This window comes from Vibrio brasiliensis LMG 20546, assembly GCF_000189255.1.
Lineage (GTDB): Bacteria > Pseudomonadota > Gammaproteobacteria > Enterobacterales > Vibrionaceae > Vibrio > Vibrio brasiliensis.
This window is the reverse complement of the sequence record NZ_AEVS01000040.1, coordinates 33659-53865: the sequence shown is the minus strand read 5'-3', so window position 1 is coordinate 53865 and position 20207 is coordinate 33659. Positions and strand designations below refer to the sequence as shown.

The 20207-nt window shown below is 46.2% G+C and carries 21 protein-coding genes; 11 read left to right on the top strand and 10 right to left on the bottom strand.

Annotated elements, in window-relative coordinates; all coding sequences use genetic code 11:
* Positions 1 to 269: 269 nt before the first annotated feature.
* From ychF to lolB, 5 genes are all read right to left on the bottom strand, one after another.
* Positions 270 to 1361, bottom strand: a complete 1092-nt coding sequence (ychF, locus tag RH46_RS06680) for a redox-regulated ATPase YchF (RefSeq protein ID WP_006878640.1) — start codon at positions 1359 to 1361, stop codon at positions 270 to 272.
* Positions 1362 to 1371: 10 nt separating this feature from the next.
* On the bottom strand, positions 1372 to 1962 hold the full coding sequence (gene pth, locus RH46_RS06675; protein ID WP_006878639.1) for an aminoacyl-tRNA hydrolase: 591 nt from the start codon (positions 1960 to 1962) through the stop codon (positions 1372 to 1374).
* A 139-nt stretch (positions 1963 to 2101) separates the two neighbouring features.
* Positions 2102 to 3046 carry a ribose-phosphate pyrophosphokinase gene (locus RH46_RS06670; protein ID WP_006878638.1) on the bottom strand — a complete coding sequence of 315 codons (945 nt, stop codon included), beginning with the start codon at positions 3044 to 3046 and terminating at the stop codon, positions 2102 to 2104.
* A gap of 29 nt (positions 3047 to 3075) precedes the next feature.
* The gene (ispE, locus tag RH46_RS06665; protein ID WP_006878637.1) at positions 3076 to 3948 is read right to left on the bottom strand and encodes a 4-(cytidine 5'-diphospho)-2-C-methyl-D-erythritol kinase; all 873 of its coding nucleotides are present in this window, start codon (positions 3946 to 3948) and stop codon (positions 3076 to 3078) included.
* Positions 3945 to 4559, bottom strand: a complete 615-nt coding sequence (gene lolB, locus RH46_RS06660) for a lipoprotein insertase outer membrane protein LolB (protein ID WP_006878636.1) — start codon at positions 4557 to 4559, stop codon at positions 3945 to 3947. The genes ispE and lolB overlap by 4 nt, the downstream gene beginning before the upstream one ends.
* 160 nt (positions 4560 to 4719) lie before the next feature.
* Between lolB and hemA the strand changes: the two genes are divergently transcribed.
* The 8 genes from hemA (at position 4720) to ybaK (ending at position 12790) form a co-directional block, all read left to right on the top strand.
* Positions 4720 to 5976 (top strand): glutamyl-tRNA reductase, encoded by a 1257-nt coding sequence (gene hemA, locus RH46_RS06655; protein WP_006878635.1) that lies wholly within the window; start codon positions 4720 to 4722, stop codon positions 5974 to 5976.
* A 46-nt stretch (positions 5977 to 6022) separates the two neighbouring features.
* Positions 6023 to 7111: a peptide chain release factor 1 gene (gene prfA / locus RH46_RS06650; protein ID WP_006878634.1), complete on the top strand. Its 1089-nt coding sequence runs from the start codon at positions 6023 to 6025 to the stop codon at positions 7109 to 7111.
* A 4-nt stretch (positions 7112 to 7115) separates the two neighbouring features.
* Positions 7116 to 7976, top strand: coding sequence for a peptide chain release factor N(5)-glutamine methyltransferase (gene prmC, locus RH46_RS06645; RefSeq protein WP_006878633.1), 861 nt, complete (start codon positions 7116 to 7118; stop codon positions 7974 to 7976).
* 12 nt (positions 7977 to 7988) lie between these two features.
* Complete coding sequence (locus RH46_RS06640) at positions 7989 to 8372, top strand: SirB2 family protein (protein WP_006878632.1); 384 nt, start codon at positions 7989 to 7991, stop codon at positions 8370 to 8372.
* Positions 8373 to 8395: 23 nt separating this feature from the next.
* Positions 8396 to 9217 carry a SirB1 family protein gene (locus RH46_RS06635; RefSeq protein WP_006878631.1) on the top strand — a complete coding sequence of 274 codons (822 nt, stop codon included), beginning with the start codon at positions 8396 to 8398 and terminating at the stop codon, positions 9215 to 9217.
* 45 nt (positions 9218 to 9262) lie between these two features.
* Positions 9263 to 10114 (top strand): 3-deoxy-8-phosphooctulonate synthase, encoded by an 852-nt coding sequence (gene kdsA, locus RH46_RS06630; protein ID WP_006878630.1) that lies wholly within the window; start codon positions 9263 to 9265, stop codon positions 10112 to 10114.
* Positions 10115 to 10567: 453 nt separating this feature from the next.
* Complete coding sequence (gene ushA / locus RH46_RS06625; protein WP_006878629.1) at positions 10568 to 12229, top strand: bifunctional UDP-sugar hydrolase/5'-nucleotidase UshA; 1662 nt, start codon at positions 10568 to 10570, stop codon at positions 12227 to 12229.
* An 87-nt stretch (positions 12230 to 12316) separates the two neighbouring features.
* A complete protein-coding gene (gene ybaK, locus RH46_RS06620; RefSeq protein ID WP_006878628.1) occupies positions 12317 to 12790 on the top strand; it encodes a Cys-tRNA(Pro) deacylase in 474 nt (157 codons plus the stop codon).
* A gap of 104 nt (positions 12791 to 12894) precedes the next feature.
* Here the strand turns inward: ybaK and RH46_RS06615 are convergent, their stop codons facing one another.
* Entirely contained in the window at positions 12895 to 14139 is a 1245-nt protein-coding gene (locus RH46_RS06615; protein WP_006878627.1) for a uracil-xanthine permease family protein, read from the bottom strand.
* A 261-nt stretch (positions 14140 to 14400) separates the two neighbouring features.
* Here RH46_RS06615 and RH46_RS06610 point away from each other — a divergent pair, with 261 nt between their 5' ends.
* The gene (locus RH46_RS06610) at positions 14401 to 15687 is read left to right on the top strand and encodes a DUF2066 domain-containing protein (RefSeq protein ID WP_006878626.1); all 1287 of its coding nucleotides are present in this window, start codon (positions 14401 to 14403) and stop codon (positions 15685 to 15687) included.
* A gap of 38 nt (positions 15688 to 15725) precedes the next feature.
* On the opposite strand, the gene RH46_RS06605 is transcribed toward RH46_RS06610, so the two are convergent.
* The 4 genes from RH46_RS06605 to bepA are packed head-to-tail and all read right to left on the bottom strand — an operon-like array spanning position 15726 to position 18543.
* Positions 15726 to 16154 (bottom strand): DUF2069 domain-containing protein, encoded by a 429-nt coding sequence (locus RH46_RS06605; RefSeq protein WP_006878625.1) that lies wholly within the window; start codon positions 16152 to 16154, stop codon positions 15726 to 15728.
* 2 nt (positions 16155 to 16156) lie between these two features.
* Complete coding sequence (gene wrbA / locus RH46_RS06600) at positions 16157 to 16729, bottom strand: NAD(P)H:quinone oxidoreductase (protein ID WP_006878624.1); 573 nt, start codon at positions 16727 to 16729, stop codon at positions 16157 to 16159.
* The gene (arsC, locus tag RH46_RS06595; protein WP_006878623.1) at positions 16726 to 17070 is read right to left on the bottom strand and encodes an arsenate reductase (glutaredoxin); all 345 of its coding nucleotides are present in this window, start codon (positions 17068 to 17070) and stop codon (positions 16726 to 16728) included. The genes wrbA and arsC overlap by 4 nt, the downstream gene beginning before the upstream one ends.
* Positions 17071 to 17088: 18 nt before the next feature.
* On the bottom strand, positions 17089 to 18543 hold the full coding sequence (gene bepA / locus RH46_RS06590; protein WP_006878622.1) for a beta-barrel assembly-enhancing protease: 1455 nt from the start codon (positions 18541 to 18543) through the stop codon (positions 17089 to 17091).
* Positions 18544 to 18791: 248 nt separating this feature from the next.
* On the opposite strand from bepA, the gene RH46_RS06585 reads away from it, so the two are divergent.
* Together RH46_RS06585 and RH46_RS06580 are read left to right on the top strand one after the other, a co-directional pair.
* Positions 18792 to 19019, top strand: coding sequence for a sulfurtransferase TusA family protein (locus RH46_RS06585; RefSeq protein ID WP_040895322.1), 228 nt, complete (start codon positions 18792 to 18794; stop codon positions 19017 to 19019).
* The gene (locus tag RH46_RS06580) at positions 19020 to 20084 is read left to right on the top strand and encodes an AI-2E family transporter (protein ID WP_006878620.1); all 1065 of its coding nucleotides are present in this window, start codon (positions 19020 to 19022) and stop codon (positions 20082 to 20084) included.
* The last annotated feature ends 123 nt before the right edge of the window (positions 20085 to 20207 follow it).

The following is a 20207-nucleotide window of genomic DNA, read 5'->3' as shown; positions in this document are numbered from 1 at the left end:
ATACCATGTTTTTGTTCTCTTCGATTCGTTGCCTTATCGTCGGGAACGGCGCGCATTATGCGAAGTTGAGGCAAAGTCGTCAACAGTTTTTTTGAATAAATCCCCAGAAATCAACTGTTCGGTTTCTTTTTAAGCAAAGAGGCGTGTTAATGATCGAAAACTGATAACAAAATGACACCAGATTGTGGGTTTAATTTATTTCTCTTACCGCAAACAATAAAAAAGCCAGCAAGAGTGCTGGCTTTTAAAGTCAAAGACTTGGCTAGTATTTATACGTTGAAGCGGAAGTGAACAACATCGCCATCTTTAACGATGTATTCTTTACCTTCTAAACGCCATTTACCTGCGTCTTTCGCACCACTTTCGCCGTTGAACTGAATAAAGTCATCGTAGCCAACAACTTCAGCTCGGATGAAACCTTTCTCAAAGTCAGTGTGGATCTTACCCGCTGCTTGTGGCGCTGTCGCACCAACAGGGATTGTCCATGCACGTACTTCTTTAACACCAGCAGTGAAGTAAGTGTGTAGAGTAAGCAGTTCGTAACCAGAACGAATTACGCGGTTCAGACCTGGTTCTTCAATGCCCATGTCAGCTAGGAACTCTTCACGGTCTTCGTCGTCCAGCTCAGAAAGCTCAGATTCAATCGCAGCACATACAGCGACAACTACGTTGTTCTCTTTTTCCGCGTATTCACGAACAGCGTCTAGGTATGGGTTGTCTTCGAAGCCGTCTTCGTTCACGTTAGCGATGTACATTGTTGGCTTAAGCGTCAGGAAGTTCAGGTAACCTACAGCTGCTAGTTCTTCTTTCGATAGCTCAACGGTACGAGCCATACCACCTTCAGTAAGAACTGGTAGTAGCTTTTCAAGTACTGTCAGTTCGAACTTAGCGTCTTTATCGCCGCCTTTTGCTTTCTTTGCATTACGTTGGATTGCGCGCTCACACGAATCTAAGTCTGCCATAGCAAGTTCTAGGTTGATCACTTCGATATCTTCGATTGGTGATACTTTACCTGCTACGTGAACGATGTTCTCGTTCTCAAAACAGCGTACAACGTGACCGATCGCGTCAGTTTCACGGATGTTCGCTAGGAATTTGTTACCTAGACCTTCACCACGTGAAGCACCCGCTACAAGGCCTGCGATATCAACAAATTCCATTGTTGTTGGCAGTACTTTTTGTGGGTTAACGATCTTTGCTAGTGCGTCTAGACGTAGATCTGGCACAGGTACAACACCTGTGTTTGGCTCGATGGTACAGAACGGAAAGTTAGCCGCTTCGATGCCAGCTTTAGTGAGTGCGTTGAACAGAGTTGATTTACCAACGTTTGGTAGGCCAACGATGCCACATTTAAAACCCATGATAGTAACCTTATTCAGCTTTGAACGTGTGTAAACGGTTTTGCGCTTTTGATAGGCCATCCTTAATAAGAATGTCCAGACAACGTACAGATTCGTCTGCCGCTGCATCAAGAAGCTCTTGCTCTTTCGCCGGTGCTTTGCCTAACACATAGCCGGCGACTTTGTCTTTATGTCCCGGATGGCCGATACCAATCCGCAGACGATAGAAATCTTTGCAATTGCCAAGTTTGCTAATGGTATCGCGCAGGCCATTGTGGCCGCCATGACCACCGCCTTTCTTAAATTTAGCGACACCTGGAGGTAAGTCCAACTCATCGTGTGCGACCATGATCTCTTCAGGTTTGATCTGGTAGAACTTAGCTAACGCAGCAATCGACTTGCCTGAAAGGTTCATAAAGGTCGTTGGGATGAGTAAGCGTAGATCCTGACCATTAACCATAATACGCCCACTAAGACCAAAAAACTTTGCTTCGTTTTTTAGAGTTACGTTATGAATACGTGCGAGCTCTTCTACTACCCATGCTCCCGCATTGTGGCGAGTTCTGGCATATTCAGGCCCAGGATTGGCAAGGCCGACAAGAAGTTTGATTTGTTGACTCAAGGCTAGGATCTCTCTTGGAATCTCAAAAAGCGCAGTATCATAGCATACAATTCCGCTATCGGGCGAGATGAGGATATAACGGCAATAAAAAAACACCCCGAGGTGGGGTGTTTTTAAAACTGTTTAATCGAGGGTTCGATTAGTTGAACATTGCAGAGATAGACTCTTCGTTGCTGATACGACGAATCGCTTCAGCTAGCATGCGAGAAAGGCTTAGTGTTGTCACTTTACCAGTCGCTTGCATCTCTTTAGACATTGTAATCGAGTCTGTTACGATTACCTGGTCTAGTACTGAGCTACCAATGTTCTGTGCAGCATTACCAGAGAATACCGCGTGAGTTGCGTAAGCGAATACACGCTTAGCACCACGCTCTTTTAGAGCTTCTGCTGCTTTACATAGCGTGCCACCCGTATCGATCATGTCGTCAACGATTACACAGTCACGACCTTCAACATCACCGATAAGGTTCATTACTTCAGATACGTTTGCACGTGGGCGACGCTTATCAACGATAGCGATGTCGATATCACCAAGAGCTTTAGCTGTTGCACGAGCACGAACTACACCACCCAGGTCTGGAGAAACCACAACAGGGTTTTCTAGGCCACGCGCTTGCATGTCTTCAAGAAGAACCGGAGTACCGAAGATGTTGTCTACAGGTACATCGAAGAAGCCTTGAATCTGCTCAGCGTGAAGGTCGATAGTTAGAACGCGGTCAACGCCAACGTTAGAAAGGAAATCTGCAACAACTTTAGCAGTGATTGGCACACGAGCAGAACGTACACGACGGTCTTGGCGAGCGTAACCAAAGTAAGGGATAACTGCTGTAATACGGCCCGCTGAAGCGCGGCGCATTGCGTCAATCATCACTACAAGTTCCATTAGGTTGTCGTTAGTTGGTGCACAAGTAGATTGGATGATGAAAACATCACTACCACGTACGTTTTCGTTGATTTGAACAGCGACTTCGCCATCAGAAAAACGAGAAACAGTAGCATCACCAAGAGAGATGTATAGACGATCAGCAATACGTTGGGCTAGTTCAGGTGTAGCGTTACCAGCAAATAGCTTCATATCAGGCACGGTGGAAACCTCAGGGTTGCGTCCAGTTTTTAAATAGATTGTTTGTGTGCTAAGCGGTACTTAGCGAGTGTCTCATGCAAAGGAGAAAGATTCTTGCCTTTGGCTAAAAAAGTAGAGACAGTGTCAGGCAGTTTACCAAGGACGCTTTCTGCCTCTTTTTTGCTCGAAAACTCGGCAAAAACGCATGATCCAGTCCCGGTGAGTCGCGACGGCGCGTATTGTAGCAGCCATGAAAGTTGCTTATCAACCTCTTGGTACAGCATTCGAACAATTTTTTCGCAATCGTTTCCGTAATCACTGTCAAGAAGTGTTGCCAGCGCACGTTTTGGCGTATCTCTGGTAAGTTGTGGATGAGTGAAAATATCCACGGTAGCGATAGAAACATCCGGTCTTACCACCAAGTACCATTTTTCTTCTGGTTCTGCTTTAGTCAGAACTTCGCCGACCCCTTCTGCGAATGCAGCAAATCCACGGGTAAAGACTGGCACATCAGCACCGAGCTTGAGACCAATTTCCGCCAGCTCATCATCCGACAGGTTGGTTTGCCATAGGAAGTTAAGAGCAACCAGTGTTGTTGCTGCATTTGAGGAGCCGCCACCAATACCGCCACCCATCGGCAGAATTTTGTTTAATTCAATGTGCGCGCCATGTTGGCAACCTGATTTGAGTTGCAGTGCTTTGGCTGCTTTCCAGATTAAGTTGTCTTGCAATGGTACGCCGGGGATTTCAGGTGAAAGGGTGATTTCGCCTGAAGTATTGGCGGTGATCGCAAGATCGTCACCGTGATCGAGAAACTGAAACAGGGTTTGCAGTTCATGGTAGCCATTATCACGGCGACCTGTGATGTAGAGGAAAAGGTTAAGCTTTGCCGGAGAAGGCCAATGAGTGGTTTCCGTGATCATTCGCTAAGGTTCCAGTTGGAAATAAACAGAGTAATCGAGATGCTACCTTGGGTTAGCTTGATTTTTTTTGGCAGCGGTAACGCAGTACCAGCGTATTGTACATCTTGATAGGTCAGGTAATCGAGCTGCCAGGTTTGCAGGCCGACCTGCTTCGTGAGACTTGCCAGTGTATTCGTCGGACTTAACTGATAGTCGTCTGCTTGAGTTGGCCTGCCAAGCATCCAGTCATTAAGTTGCTCTACTGGAATGTTTAGACCAGTAAGACGTTGAATCAGAGCTTGGGGAGTAGGGGCTGAGTAGCTTTGGTCATCATAGGTTTCAACTACAGCACCTTGCGGCGTTGCTTTTAGGTTAAGTGCAGTTTGACCGAGAAACGTCGTTAATCTTAAATGAGTCAGTGTGGCTGAGTGTGACCATTGGAAATTGAGCGATTGTCTTTGCTCTGGAGAGATATATCCAAGTTTCCCGGCTGCCTGATAAGAGTCGATAGTGGCTAAGCGCTGTTGGTGAGTTTGCCACTCAACATTAGTGGTACTTTCCATTGTTGCACAGCCATTTAGCAAAAGTACGCCTGCTAGCAGCATAACAAGAGAGCGAAAATGTTTCGTCATTGCTGATTATTTATCCAGTTTTGCCCAAAGTTAGGCCTCACTATATCACTGAAATCACGAACTAAAGAAAACATATCCTTATTCCCCTTTCAATAAACGGGGGCATCAAGTAAAATTCCGTCCTTATTTGTCCATATCTGAATCAGAGAATCCGCGATACATGTCTTTGCTTGCTATAGGTATCAACCACAATACGGCCTCAGTCGAACTGCGAGAAAAAGTCGCTTTTGGCCCGGAGAAGTTACCTGAAGCATTACAACAGCTTGGCGATAGCCCATCGGTTAACGGCAGCGTTATCATTTCTACCTGTAACCGCACGGAAATTTACTGTGACGTGAAGTCTGGTGGTAAAAGCAAGATTATCGATTGGCTCTCTCAATTCCATCAGGTTAGCCCTGAAGATCTAAAACCAAGTCTTTATATCCATGAAGAACAGGCAGCAATCCGTCACTTGATGCGAGTATCGTGTGGCCTGGATTCACTGGTTTTAGGTGAACCACAGATCTTAGGACAGGTTAAGCAAGCGTACTCAGACTCACGTGATAGTAAAGCCGTTGATTCATCAATGGAGAAACTATTCCAGAAAGCGTTCTCAGTTGCTAAACGTGTTAGGACTGAAACGGATATTGGTGGCAATGCGGTATCGGTAGCATACGCAGCGTGTACGTTGGCCAAACATATTTTTGAGTCACTAGAGAAATCTACAGTGTTGCTTGTCGGTGCTGGTGAAACGATTGAACTGGTGGCTAAGCACCTTGCGGGTAACGGTTGCACTAAGATGATTGTTGCTAACCGAACCAAAGAGCGTGCATTGCCTTTAGCGGAGCAGTTTGGCGCAGAGATTATCGGCCTGCCTGAGATTCCTGACCACTTGCCACGAGCTGATATTGTTATCAGTTCTACTGCGAGTCCACTGCCTATCATTGGTAAAGGTATGGTTGAGAGCGCATTAAAATCTCGCCGCTTCCAGCCAATGCTGTTAGTCGATATCGCCGTTCCACGTGATATAGAGTCACAAGTAGGTGAGTTGAACGATGCTTACCTGTACACAGTGGATGATTTGCAGTCTATTGTTGATAGTAATATTGAGCAGCGTAAGATCGAGGCTATTCAAGCTGAAGCTATCGTGAGCGAAGAGAGTGCTGCATTTATGTCGTGGATGCGTTCTCTACAAGCAGTAGACAGCATTCGAGAGTACCGTCAGTCGGCGAACGAAATTCGCGAAGAGTTGCTCAGTAAGAGTCTGCAATCCCTTGCTGCGGGTGCTGATGCAGAGAAAGTACTGCTTGAACTCAGTAACAAACTGACCAACAAATTAATTCATGCGCCTACTCGCGCCTTACAAAGTGCCGCAGAGAAGGGCGAGCCAGCGCGGCTTGCTACCATTAGACAAAGTTTAGGTTTGGAAAACTCATAATCTTTACGAGTTACAGACTTCATTAAACCCCGAGTTAAAGAAAACTATGAAAGCCTCTATTTTAACTAAGTTAGAAACACTGGTTGAGCGTTACGAAGAAGTTCAACATCTTTTGGGCGATCCTGATGTGATCGGTAACCAAGATAAATTCCGTGCGTTGTCAAAAGAGTACTCTCAACTAGAAGAAGTCACTAAGTGTTTCCAAGCTTATCAGCAAGCTCAAGAAGATCTTGTTGCCGCTGAAGAGATGGCGAATGAAGACGACGAAGAGATGCGCGAAATGGCGCAGGAAGAGATCAAAGAAGCTAAAGAAGCCATTGAGCGTCTGAGCGATGAACTACAGATCCTTCTACTGCCTAAAGATCCAAACGATGACCGTAACTGCTTCCTGGAAATCCGTGCTGGTGCCGGTGGTGATGAAGCAGGTATCTTCGCTGGTGACCTATTCCGCATGTACAGCAAGTTTGCAGAGAAAAAAGGCTGGCGTGTTGAAGTCATGTCTTCAAACGAATCAGAGCACGGTGGTTACAAAGAGATGATTGCTAAGGTTTCAGGCGATGGCGCGTACGGCGTGCTTAAGTTTGAATCAGGTGGTCACCGAGTGCAGCGTGTTCCTGCAACAGAATCTCAAGGTCGTGTACATACATCAGCATGTACTGTGGCGGTAATGGCGGAAATTCCAGAAGCGGAAATCCCAGAAATCAAAGCGGCAGACCTGAAAATCGATACGTTCCGTGCATCGGGCGCTGGTGGTCAGCACGTTAACACCACTGATTCTGCAATCCGTATTACTCACTTACCAACAGGTACAGTGGTTGAGTGTCAGGACGAACGTTCTCAGCATAAAAACAAAGCTAAAGCGATGGCAGTTCTTGCTGCACGTATTATTCAGGCTGAAGAAGCAAAACGTGCTGCTGAAGAATCAGATACGCGCCGTAACCTACTGGGTTCAGGTGACCGTAGTGACCGTATTCGTACTTACAATTACCCGCAAGGCCGTGTATCCGATCACCGTATCAACCTGACTATCTATCGTCTTAACGAAGTAATGGAAGGTGATGTGGCAAGCTTGATTGACCCTGTAATTCAGGAGCACCAAGCGGATCAGTTAGCTGCACTGGCAGAGAACAACTAAATCTATGTCGGCTGATAACAGTGTTGAAAGCACACTAAAAAAGGCCGTACAGCAACTTCAGGAGAGTGGCAGTGATTCGCCCTCTCTTGATGCCGCGGTGCTACTTTGCCACGCTCTCGACAAACCCCGCTCATTCCTGCTCACCTGGCCGGATAAAATCTTACCCTCGTCACAGCTAGATGCGTTTCAAGCGCTGCTCGAACGCAGACTTAGTGGTGAGCCCGTTGCTTACATTGTTGGTGAACGCGAGTTTTGGTCGTTGCCACTTAAGGTTTCGCCAAGCACGTTGATCCCAAGACCAGATACTGAACGTCTGGTAGAAATTGCTCTCGATAAAGCGCTTAACAATCAGGGTGATATCTTAGATTTGGGGACGGGTACCGGAGCTATCGCCTTAGCATTGGCGTCTGAATTACCTCAGCGTCAGATATGGGGTGTCGATTTAAAATCTGAAGCTCAGCAATTGGCTCAGTCGAATGCAAAAGCTCTCAAGCTACACAATACACGCTTTTTAGCTGGAAGTTGGTTTGAACCGATTGATGATGGTACAGAGTTTGCTTTGATTGTCTCCAATCCTCCATATATCGAGAAAGAAGATCCACATCTGACTCGGGGAGATGTTCGCTTCGAACCGCTAAGTGCTTTAGTTGCTGACGAGAAAGGATTGGCAGACATCAAACATATCGCTACTCAGGCTCGCAGTTATCTTGCCAAGCAAGGTTGGCTGATGTTTGAGCATGGCTATGAGCAAGGCGAAGCGGTAAGAGAATTATTAATATCACTTGGCTACGACCAAGTGGCTACCTACAAGGACTATGGTGACAACGATCGAGTAACCATCGGTCAGTATTCATCACTGAAGTAAGAGAGAATATCAATGTACGAAGGTTTAAAGCATTTCCACCTATTAACTATCGTTATCAGTGCAACACTTCTATCGGTACGTTTCGCGATGATGATGGCGAACTCTGGTTTGCTAGAGAAAAAATTCTTTAAGGTTTTTCCGCACATCAATGACACCTGTTTGTTGCTATCGGGTATTGGCCTGATTCTGATCACTGGCTTTATTCCATTTACACCAGAATCGCCTTGGCTAACGGAAAAAATCACCTGTGTACTTGCGTATATTGCTCTTGGCTTCTTTGCTCTGAAGTTAGGTAAAAACAAACTGCTAAGAACCTTCTCATTCTTTGGTGCATTAGGTTGGTTAGCAATGGCTGGTAAAGTAGCGGTAACTAAAACGCCGTTATTCTTCGGCTAATAGATATTTAGGTTGATAAGGTTATGACAACCAATACGCTTGAACTATTCGATGAAGACTTCGACGCGATGGAGCTGGTGGAAGGTGCGTTAGTGCTTAATAGTGCTATCAACCCTCAGACTGAGGCTCAATGGGCGAAAGCTGAGCTTGACCGCTTGCTAAAAGAAGCTGAAATCGCTTTAGTGCATGAGTTTGATGATAAGCAACGTTTCGATGCGCTATTGCGCTTGTTCTATCATCAATGGGAGTTTCACGGCGACCGTGAAAGCTACTTCCATTCAGATAATGGCTTTATCGACAAAGTACTTCAAAGTCGCAAAGGTATCCCGGTCAGCCTTGGAGCGATCTTGCTCTATTTAGCGCAAAAACTGGGATTTCCTCTGGTGGGCGTCACTTTCCCGACTCAGTTCTTACTCAAGCTTGAGTGGTACAACGAAAAGCCAGTCTACATTAATCCGTTTAATGGAGAGTATGTCTCTGAGCATACCTTGGGGGCGTGGTTAATTGGTCATAAAGGACCACTAGCGAAGCTAGAATCAAAGCATTTGCAAGAGACCGATCACCCAACCATTATTGGTCGCTGGCTGGCGTTGCTGAAAAGTGCTCTGTTACGTGAAGAGCGCTATACTCTGGCATTAAAGTGTACCGATTTGGCGCTGACGTTTGCTCCAGACGATCCTTATGAAATCCGTGATCGTGGCTTTATCTATCAGCAACTTGATTGCCACCAAATCGCATTGAGCGACTATCAGTATTTTATCGATCAGTGTCCGGATGATCCGGGTGCAGAGTTGTTAAAGAATCAAGTGACCGCCATGAGTGAAACTCAGGTGACCTTACATTAAGTCCAACGCTTAGCTGTTGGCAGACATCGAAATAGAGAGAATAAAATGGAACAGAAAATTGTTCACGTTGGTGACATTCCAGTAGCAAACGACAAGCCGTTCACGCTGTTTGCAGGTATGAACGTCCTAGAATCGCGCGATCTAGCTATGCAGATCTGTGAGCACTATGTAAAAGTGACTGAGAAACTAGGTATTCCATACGTATTCAAAGCTTCATTCGATAAAGCAAACCGTAGCTCAGTACATTCGTACCGTGGTCCTGGTCTTGAAGAGGGGATGAAAATCTTCCAAGAGCTGAAAGATACTTTTGGCGTTAAGATCATTACTGACGTGCACACTGAAGCACAAGCTCAACCTGTTGCTGATGTTGTTGACGTTATTCAGCTACCCGCTTTCCTTGCTCGCCAGACTGACTTGGTGGAAGCGATGGCGAAAACTGGTGCGGTAATCAACGTTAAGAAACCTCAGTTTATGAGTCCTGGTCAGGTTGGTAACATCGTTGATAAGTTCAGCGAGTGTGGCAACGAAAACATCATTCTTTGTGAGCGTGGTTCGTGCCATGGTTACGATAACCTGGTAGTAGACATGCTAGGCTTCGGTGTGATGAAGAAAGCGTCAAACGGCAGCCCGATTATCTTTGACGTAACTCACTCACTACAGATGCGTGACCCATCTGGTGCCGCTTCTGGTGGTCGTCGCGAACAAACTGTGGAGCTAGCGAAAGCGGGTCTTGCTACGGGTATCGCTGGTCTGTTTATCGAAGCACACCCAAATCCAGATCAAGCACTTTGTGATGGTCCATCAGCGCTACCGCTAGATAAACTAGAACCGTTCCTGGCACAGATGAAAGCACTTGATGACCTGATCAAAGGTTTTGAGCATATTGAAATCAAATAAACACGATTTCTAAATTTGCAAAAGCCGGCGTAACTGCCGGCTTTTTTGTATTTATTTTTGGGCTATATTCTATTCAGCACCAGCGATAGCTGACTCTAAAGTTGTTGTTATAACATAACAATAACTCACTGGAATTAAACATCTTTTCCTCAGCGTTATCTTATTCTGTTGATTAGTTAATCAAACTCACAATCGTGCGAAAAGCACATGAAAACGTTTGCTTGTGATCACTTATTAGAACAGGTGCAACTTTGATGGTTTGTTACACATTCGATAGCAGATTAAGGTGATCTATCCTACATAAATATGAAATCACACTGTCAGGTCAATAAGGTTAATTTAAACTAGTTCAAGTTTTACTGCTCTTTCAGCACTTTAATTTCCAAGTCTGTCTATTCATAAAGAGCAGTAATAAAAAGCAGTGGAAACCCTAAAAGTTCAAAAGGTATGACAATGAAGCAAGGCCTGATCGTAAAAAGCGCAATTAGCGCAGCAATTCTGGCAACTCTAGCTGGTTGTGCAACAGCACCACAACATGAGTGGGAAGCAGACAAAACTTACAAGCTGACAGTTCTTCACACTAACGACCACCACGGTCGCTTCTGGCAGAACAAATACGGTGAGTACGGCATGGCTGCTCGTAAGACTCTTATTGACGAACTTCGCGCTGAGATCGCGGCTGAAGGTGGTAGCTCGCTACTTCTTTCTGGCGGTGATATCAACACAGGTGTTCCAGAGTCTGATCTACAAGACGCTGAACCAGATTTCAAAGGTATGAGCAAAATTGGTTACGATGCAATGGCACTAGGTAACCACGAGTTTGATAACCCTCTAGAAGTTCTATTCAAGCAGAAAGAGTGGGCTAACTTCCCAATGCTTTCAGCGAACATCTACGACAAAAAGACTGGCGAACGTATGTTCCAGGCTTACCAGATGTTTGACAAGCAAGGCATCAAGATTGCTGTTATCGGTCTGACTACAGAAGACACTGCAAAAATTGGTAACCCAGAATTCATCGGTGGCGTAGATTTCCGCGACCCTAAAGAAGAAGCGAAGAAGCTTATCGCTGAACTTGAGAAGACTGAAAAACCTGACCTAATCTTCGCTGTTACTCACATGGGTCACTACGAAGATGGCAAACGTGGCGTTAACGCACCGGGTGACGTAGCTCTGGCTCGTTACCTGGACGAAGGTTCTCTGGACATGATCGTTGGTGGTCACTCTCAAGAGCCAGTATGTATGGAAGCGCCAAACGTTGTTAAGAAAAACTTCAAGCCTTCTGACGAATGTAAGCCAGACATGCAAAACGGTACTTACATTGTTCAGGCGCACGAATGGGGTAAATACGTAGGCCGTGCTGATTACGAATTCCGTAACGGTGAGCTTGAGATGGTAAGCTACGACCTAATCCCAGTGAACCTGAAGAAGAAAGTTAAGATCGACGGTAAGAAACAGCGCGTTCTTATTGAAGATGAAATTGCACAAGACCAAGAGCTTCTTGAGTTCCTACGTCCATACCAAGAGCAAGGCCAAGCTCAGCTAAACGTTAAGATTGCTGAGACTAACGGCAAGCTTGAAGGTGACCGTAACGTAGTTCGCTTCCAGCAAACTAACCTGGGTCGTCTGATTGCGACATCTCACATGGAGCGCGCGAAAGCAGACTTCGCTGTAATGAACTCAGGTGGTGTCCGTGACTCTATCGAAGCTGGCGACGTAACGTACAAAGACGTACTGACAGTTCAGCCATTCGCTAACATCCTGACTTACACTGATATGTCTGGCCAAGAAGTACTAGACTACCTAAACGTAGTAGCGACTAAACCAGTAGATTCTGGTGCTTACGCTCAGTTTGCTGGTATCTCTATGACGGTAGCAAACGGTGAAGTTTCTAACGTATTCATCGGTGGTAAACAACTTCGTCTAGACGAAACTTACCGCTTCACTGTACCAAGCTACAACGCTGCTGGTGGTGACGGTTACCCTAAACTAACTGGTCACCCAGGTCACGTTAACACTGGCTTCGTAGACGCTGAAGTACTGAAAGAGTACCTGGAAGCAAACAGCCCAGTTGACGTAAACAAATACGCTCCATCAGGCGAGATGGTATACAAGTAAGTTGACGACAACTTATAAATATCATTAATCTAAAGCGCCACTCTTCGGAGTGGCGCTTTTTGTTTCTATCACAGAACAGGAGGGAGTATGACTCCTGCAATCAATCTCGCTAAAAAGAAAAAGGTTGCTCACACCATTCACCAATATGAGCATGACCCTCGCGCGGAGAGTTACGGACTTGAGGCTGCACAGGTATTGGGTCAGGACCCGGCCAAAGTATTTAAGACGCTGCTGTTTAGCCTCAACGGCGAAGCTAAAAACCTAGCTGTGGCAATTATTCCGGTTGATCAGAAACTAAACCTTAAGCTGGCTGCTAAGGCGGCAAAAGCGAAAAAAGCCGATATGGCCGATCCAGATATTGCCCAAAAAACGACAGGCTATGTGGTTGGGGGGATTAGTCCGTTAGGGCAGAAGAAAGCTTTGCCGACCTTTATTCACATCAGTGCTGAGCAAAAAGAAACCATGTGTGTTAGTGCAGGGAAACGCGGCTTAGAAATTGAACTGGCACCGAAAGATCTGGCAACGCTTACTCGAGCGCAATTTGCTGAGTTGTGTATTTAACACCAACCACCTTGTTGGTGATATCTGACTCATTGAATCAAAAAGAAGAGGGTTGGCACATAGTGCCAACCCTCTCAATTTTTCTCGACTCTCGACTCTCGATTCTACTTCGCTTCTTCTTCCATCTGCGCGTTATCTACCACATGGTTTTCACCAAGGTCTTTCGGTAGCACAAGGTTAAGAAGAATCGCCACGATACCACATAGGCTTACACCCTGTAGGCTGAACTCGCCAACACCGAAAGCCATACCACCGATACCAAATACTAGTGTGATAGCAACGATGACAAGGTTACGCGATTTATGTAGATCGACGTTGTTTTTGATTAGGGTATTCAGACCGACTGTTGCGATAGAACCGAACAGCAGAATCATAATACCGCCCATGACAGGCATTGGGATGGTTTGTAGCACAGCGCCTAGCTTACCAACCAGTGCCAGAACGATTGCAGATACTGCAGCCCACGTCATGATCACAGGGTTAAACGCTTTAGTCAGCATTACTGCACCGGTGACTTCTGAGTAAGTCGTATTTGGCGGCGCGCCGACCATTGAAGCGGCAATTGTTGCTACCCCGTCGCCAGTGATAGTGCGGTGCAGGCCCGGCTTCTTAACGTAGTTTTTACCTGTTACGTTAGAGATTGCCAGCATGTCACCTACGTGTTCTACAGCAGGTGCAATCGCTACAGGAATCATAAACAGGATTGCGTTAATGTTGAACTCAGGGAAGGTGAAGTTCGGCAGTGCGAACCATGCTGCTTGTTGTACCGGCGTAAAGTCAACAATACCGTAGCCAAGACTTAGGCAGTAACCAACCACAATACCGCCCAAGATTGGGGTGAGTTTCAGGAAACCTTTGGCAAATACGCTCAGAGCAATGGTCGTTAGCAGCGACGCGACTGAGATAACCAGTGAAGCATTAGCGTCAATCACTTGCGCACCGTCTACTTTACCCAGCGCCATGTTTACTGCAACCGGAGCCAGACCGAGACCGATAACCATGATTACCGGACCAACAACCACAGGCGGTAGCAGGCGATGGATGATTTCGACACCACGAACTTTAATTAGAGCGCCCATCGCAACGTAAACACAGCCAGCCGCCATTAGGCCACCCATAGTCGCAGGCACACCCCATGTCTGAACGCCATAAAGAATTGGTGCAATAAAGGCAAAAGAAGACGCTAAGAAAATAGGAACACTGCGGCGAGTAATTAATTGGAAAAGTAGGGTACCGACACCAGCACCGAATAGTGCGACACTAGGATCTAAGCCCGTCAGCAGGGGTACCAAAACCAGAGCACCAAATGCGACGAATAGCATCTGTGCACCTTGAATGGCATTTCTCATATTGTTATTCCTTTAATTATCGAAGCGGAGAGCAAGGCAAAAATGCCTTACAAAAATAAAATTCGCGGGATTTTATCATTATGCCAAACGTTTGCAATCTGAACTTGATCAAATATTTGGTTATTTATTAATAGTCGCTCCTTATGTGTTGAAGTGAGAAAGTCGCATTCGGTGACGATATCCTAGACCTTTAGTTGCTCAGTTCACGATAGTTGCTTATCATCGACGTTTAACGTGTAAGAAACTGATGTTAGGAAGTGTATGCGCCAATTAGCTTTGCTCGTTCTGGGAATGATAGCGTTACCAGCAATGGCTCTGACCAATGTTGATTTGTACCGTACTGAAATCGTACTAGACCAGACGGTTGATAATGCCGATGCTCAAGCACGTGCAGAAGGTATGAAAGAGGTGATTGTTAAAGCCTCAGGTGATCGCAATGCGGTGACCAATCCGGTCGTTCAAAAAGCACTTAAGCAGAGTGCTCAATACCTTGCCCAGTTAAGTTATGGTCAGGCTAATGGTGAGCAGACCCTACGAATGGGCTTTAGTGCTCCGCATATCCGCTCTCTACTGAGTCAGGCGCAACTGCCAGTTTGGCCTGCTGCCCGTGCCAACTTACTTGTATGGTTAGTTGAGGAAGGTCAGGCAGATCGTAACATCGTTTGGGAACACTCAAACTCTGCGGTTCTTACTCAGATGCAAGCTGAAGCTGAAAAGCGTGGTTTGCCTCTTACTGTGCCTGTTGGTGACTTTGACGATATCACAGGTGTGGCGGTTTCAGACCTTTGGGGTGGTTTTATTCAACCAGTAGGTCAGGCGAGTCAACGCTATCCTGTAGATGCTGTATTGGTTGTTAAAGCACAAGGTAATAATAGCCTTCGCTGGACTCTATATGATCAAAAGCCTGCGACTATCGGCATTACACGTCAGGCGCCGCTTTCTGGCTCTAACAATGGCGCAGATGCGGCTGACAAGATGATTAACCAAATCAGCGACTACTACGCCAAGAAGAGCGCGGTTGTTGTGGCTAGTGAGTCTTCACAGGCGATTAAAGTTCGATTTACCGAGCTAAACGATGCTGTCGGTTTCTTTACGCTTGAGAATCAACTTAAGAAGTTGAGTTCAGTGGCATCGCTGGATATTCTGAAGATTCAGGGCAACCAGGTTACTTTCAATGTTCATTTGCTCTCTTCTGAACAGGAGTTTGAACAGGAAGTGAACCGTCTCGGTGATCTGGTGCAGCGTGAAAGCGTGACTGAACAGCCACAGATTGTAGTGCCTGAGGTTACTACTGTAGAATCTGGCAGTGAGTTAGCTGTTGAGCAAAACATTGAGGCTACTACGCAAGCTGAGCAATCAACCGCACTAGAGGTTCAGCCTCAAACAAGCCAAGTCGCTGCAGAAGTCATCGCTACAGAGATGATTCTGGTCTTCGAATGGCAAGGTAAGCCGTATGTAGCGCCTGAGCCGCAAATCAATCCAGAGTCGGAATCACCGAATAGTGACTCGGTGACAGAAACCAGTGAGTCAGCATTGATTACCCAATAACAAAAAAGGGTCTGATTATTCAGACCCTTTTTTATTGATTACTTATCCGCTTCAAATCGCGCTTTTTCTTCCTTCTCTACCTTAGACAGTCGTTTTAGCTTCATGCCTAACTCTTTGCCTCTTGTGCGCGCATAAAGAATATTGCCAAAGAAAGCGATGGTGGTCAGAACAAGTTCCACCACAGCGAGCCAACGTTCACCATCATCGATGTAGAGAATGGTAAATCCATGCAGGAAGTAGAGCATTAGGACGAAGTTAGCCCAGGCATGGGTATAAGGTTTACCTACCAGAATACCGGGCAGCGGCAATAGCAGAGGAATTGCCCAAGCGATTGCTAGCGTTGTGCTGCTGATATGTGGGTGAGGAGAGAGAGAAAGTTGCCACAGTGCAATCCATGCCAACAGGGCAAGGTTACCGAACAAAGCTAACAGGCGATATAGCTTTGTTGTTGGTTGCATCTCTTGCATATTTAGTGGTCCTTCATTTTTAAAGCGGTTTGCGCCAGGCGCTTACCAAGTTGTTGTGACAATTCAATTTCGTCTTCACTGAGCGGTGAATGCTCTGTGCTCACCGATGTCGCTCCGTAAGGCGTACCGCCTGACTGAGTGGAATGCAGTTTTGGCTCAGAGTAGGGGATACCTAAAATCATCATTCCATGATGTAACAGTGGTAGCATCATGCTTTGCAAAGTGGTCTCTTGCCCACCATGCATGCTTGAAGAGGAAGTAAAGACACAAGCGGGCTTATCGATTAAATCTCCTGCTACCCATAGCTGAGTAGTCTTATCCCAGAAATGCTTCAGTGGTGCAGCCATATTACCGAACCAAACCGGGCTTCCCATGGCTAAGCCATCACACTGCTTTAGTTCGCTGATGGTGATACTAGGGTCGGCGGCTTGAGTGTGTGTTGGTTCGATTTCATCCACAGTTCTTAATATCGCTTCGCATTGTGGGATGGACTCCACCCCACGTGCAATTTGCCGGGCAATAGCTCTGGTTGAACCGTGGCGGCTGTAATAAAGAATGACTATCTGGCAGCTCATAGAATCTCTAGAACTTGCTCCGGTGGACGACCGTGCTTCGCTTTGCCATTTGCAACGACAATCGGACGCTCAATTAATTTAGGGTTTTCGGCCATCGCTTTAAACAGAGTCTCATCGTCAGCTGACTTAAGATCAAGTTCCTTATAAATATCCTCTTTAGTACGCATCATCGCGCGCACATCAGTTAGCTCTAGCTGAGACATCAGTTGTTTTAGCTCCTCGATACTTGGTGGCGTATCTAGGTACTTGATGATTTCAGGTTGAATGTCGCGCTCTTCCAGTAGGGCAAGAGTTTGACGGCTTTTAGAGCAACGAGGGTTGTGATAAATCACGACTGACATAGAGTAATCTCCATTTAATTATTGTAGTGCTAAGAATCGATCGCGCTGAACCATGAGCTGGTCAATACGCGCATCGTATCTTGCCTGTTTTAAGCTGCCAAGCTCAGCGAGCTGACTAGCCTGTGTATAGTACTGAATGGCTTTATTCCAGTTGGCTTTTAGCGCCAGAATTTCAGCTCGCGCTGCTAAGTCTTCATCACTTAGTCCAAGGTGAATACTGGCTTCGGACAACAGGTGCCAGCCATTTACATCTTCAGGGTTGTCATGGGTGTAGCGTTGCAAAACTTTTACTGCTTCAGAATTTTTATCCTGCTTCACCAGTGAGTTGGCATAGTTGATGGTCAGAACAGCATTGTTAGGCGCTGACTGGAGTGCCTTTTCAAGCATGCTTTGTGCCTTATTCGCCTGATCTTGCGCGATATAAAGATCAGACAGCGCATCAAGATAAAAGCGATTGTTTGGTTGCTGCTTGATGAGGTTATTTAAAATGCTACTCGCCTGATCCAGCTCTTTATTATCAAGGTGGACTAATGCTTTGCCGTACTGAAATGCCGCTTTAACACTTGGCGCAGCTTTCTTCTCTGTACGATTAAACCAGTCCTGAGCGGCCTTTGCGTCAATGCCTGCGTATCGGGCGACGATACGCGCACGAGCTAAATGGTAATCCAGTGAAGGGTCAACTCTTCTTGCTGGGTAGTTTTGTGCCCTTGCGCGGCTATCAGTAATACGGTCTTCAGGTAAAGGGTGAGTCAGCAGCATTGGCGGTGGCTTACTTGCATAACGATATTCATCGGCTAAGCGCCCAAAGAAGCGTGGCATTGCGTTAACATCGAAGCCTGCTTTAGACAGGGTGTTAATGCCGAAACGGTCGGCTTCTTTTTCATTACTGCGTGTGTAGTTGATCTGTCCTTGCATACTACCTGCGGTTGTCGCGGTAATCGCTGCGATACCTGCTTCTGGGGCCGCTATTGCAAGAAGTAAAGAACCGGCAAGTGCGGCCATAGTAGCAGGCGATCGTCGTGCCTGCTCTTCCATACTGCGCGCTAAGTGGCGCTGGGTTACGTGAGCAATTTCGTGAGCAACCACGGATGCCAGTTCGCTTTCACTTTGCGCATGCAGGAACAGGCCTGAGTGTAGAGCAACGTAACCGCCAAAAAACGCAAAGGCGTTGATATTACGGTCACGGATCATAAAGAAGGTAAAGGGAGTTTTAACGTCAGAGGCGTTGGCAACTAATCGGTGACCCAAACTGTCAATATACTCGTTAAGTACAGGGTCATTGACGATAGGCTTACTGCTGCGCAGCATACGCATATAGGCGTCACCATATTGCATCTCTTGCGCTATGGTTAGGGTGCTACTTGCGGTTGTGCCAATGTCTGGTAGATCCAAACTATTAGCCATCGCTGGTGCAGGAGTCGTTAAAGCGGCTGCGACAGATAAGCAGACCAATGAACGCATACGTTTAAACATATATGAAAGATGACACTCCGTTGATTTCTAAACCACTATTCGTAAACACTTCGTTGCTTATATTAGCAAGTTGACTATACGCTTGGACACTCGAAATTTAAGATGGTTTCTTGGTCACGTCACAGAAGAGTGCTAGGGTTCACTACTCGGTATTTGGTTCCAGTGAGCCGACCATCACTATTTGCACTGACGGTTGGAATAAAACACTATACAATATCTGACGGTAATAATAAGCATCGGGCGAGAGAATGGAACCGAATATTTTGGATTTGCGCCAAGAGCGGTGCCCAATGGCACTGTTACTTGCTAAGCGTCACACTAAGTCGCTGACTGGTGGTGAACAAGTTCAGATACTCGTCAGTGATGCAAGTTCGATGACCGATATAACCCAATATCTTAATAGACATTTATTTCACCTCAGTTGTGAACAAATAGATGGCTACTACTGTATGCAAGTGACTAAGGAATCTTATTGAATGTTTGAAATGGTGAGTCGTTGGTATAAGCGACGTTTTTCTGATCCACATGCAGTGAGCCTCGTTGCGATTCTTCTGTTTGGTTTCATTACGATTTATTTCTTCGGCAATCTTATCGCTCCTCTGCTGGTGGCGATTGTCCTTGCCTACCTGCTTGAGTGGCCAGTGGTTCAGATGTCTCGTCTGGGGATCCCTCGAACACTAGCGGTTATCTTGGTGATACTGGGCTTCACCAGCTTAATGATTGTCGCTATTTTTGGTCTGGTTCCGACTATCTGGCAACAGGTCGGCAACCTGATTAATGATATTCCGACTATGTACATTGGGTTACAGGGGTTCATTGCGGAGCTTCCACAAAGATTCCCTGAGCTTGAACATTTCCAAATTGTTGAACCACTGGTGACTAACGCTAAGAACCAGGCAATTGGTATGGGCGAAACGGTGGTTAAGGGATCCTTGGCTTCTCTGGTCAGCCTGGCAACGCTTGGTGTTTACCTCATCTTAGTGCCGTTATTGGTATTCTTCTTACTCAAAGATAAAGATGAAATGATCGAGATGGCGAGTGGTGTACTACCACGTAATCGTCGCTTGGCGACTAAAGTCTGGCACGAAATGAATGAGCAAATCTCTAACTACATTCGCGGTAAGGTTATGGAGATCCTTATTGTAGGTGGTGTTAGCTATATTACTTTTGCTCTGCTTGACTTGCGTTACTCGGTATTACTCGCGGTGGCGGTAGGCTTGTCAGTATTGATCCCTTATATCGGTGCGGCGGCAGTGACGGTACCCGTGGCGATTGTTGGCTTGTTCCAGTGGGGGCTTACACCACAGTTCTACTGGCTACTTGTGGCATACGGCATCATTCAGGCACTGGACGGCAATGTCTTGGTCCCTGTGCTGTTTTCTGAAGCGGTTAACCTTCACCCAGTGGCAATCATTGTGGCCGTGCTGGTGTTTGGTGGGTTATGGGGATTCTGGGGGGTATTTTTCGCCATCCCGCTGGCTACTCTAGTCAAAGCTGTATGGAATGCCCTACCAAGTCACGAGGAAGAAACTCCTGTGTAAATAACACTTTAATGAAATCGGTTACATAAAAAGCCCCGATGATTATGCTCTCGGGGCTTTTTATTTGTGCGATTGGTGGCATTTTCGTCCGCTGTGGAATTTACTTAATAGAGAAAATGTAGG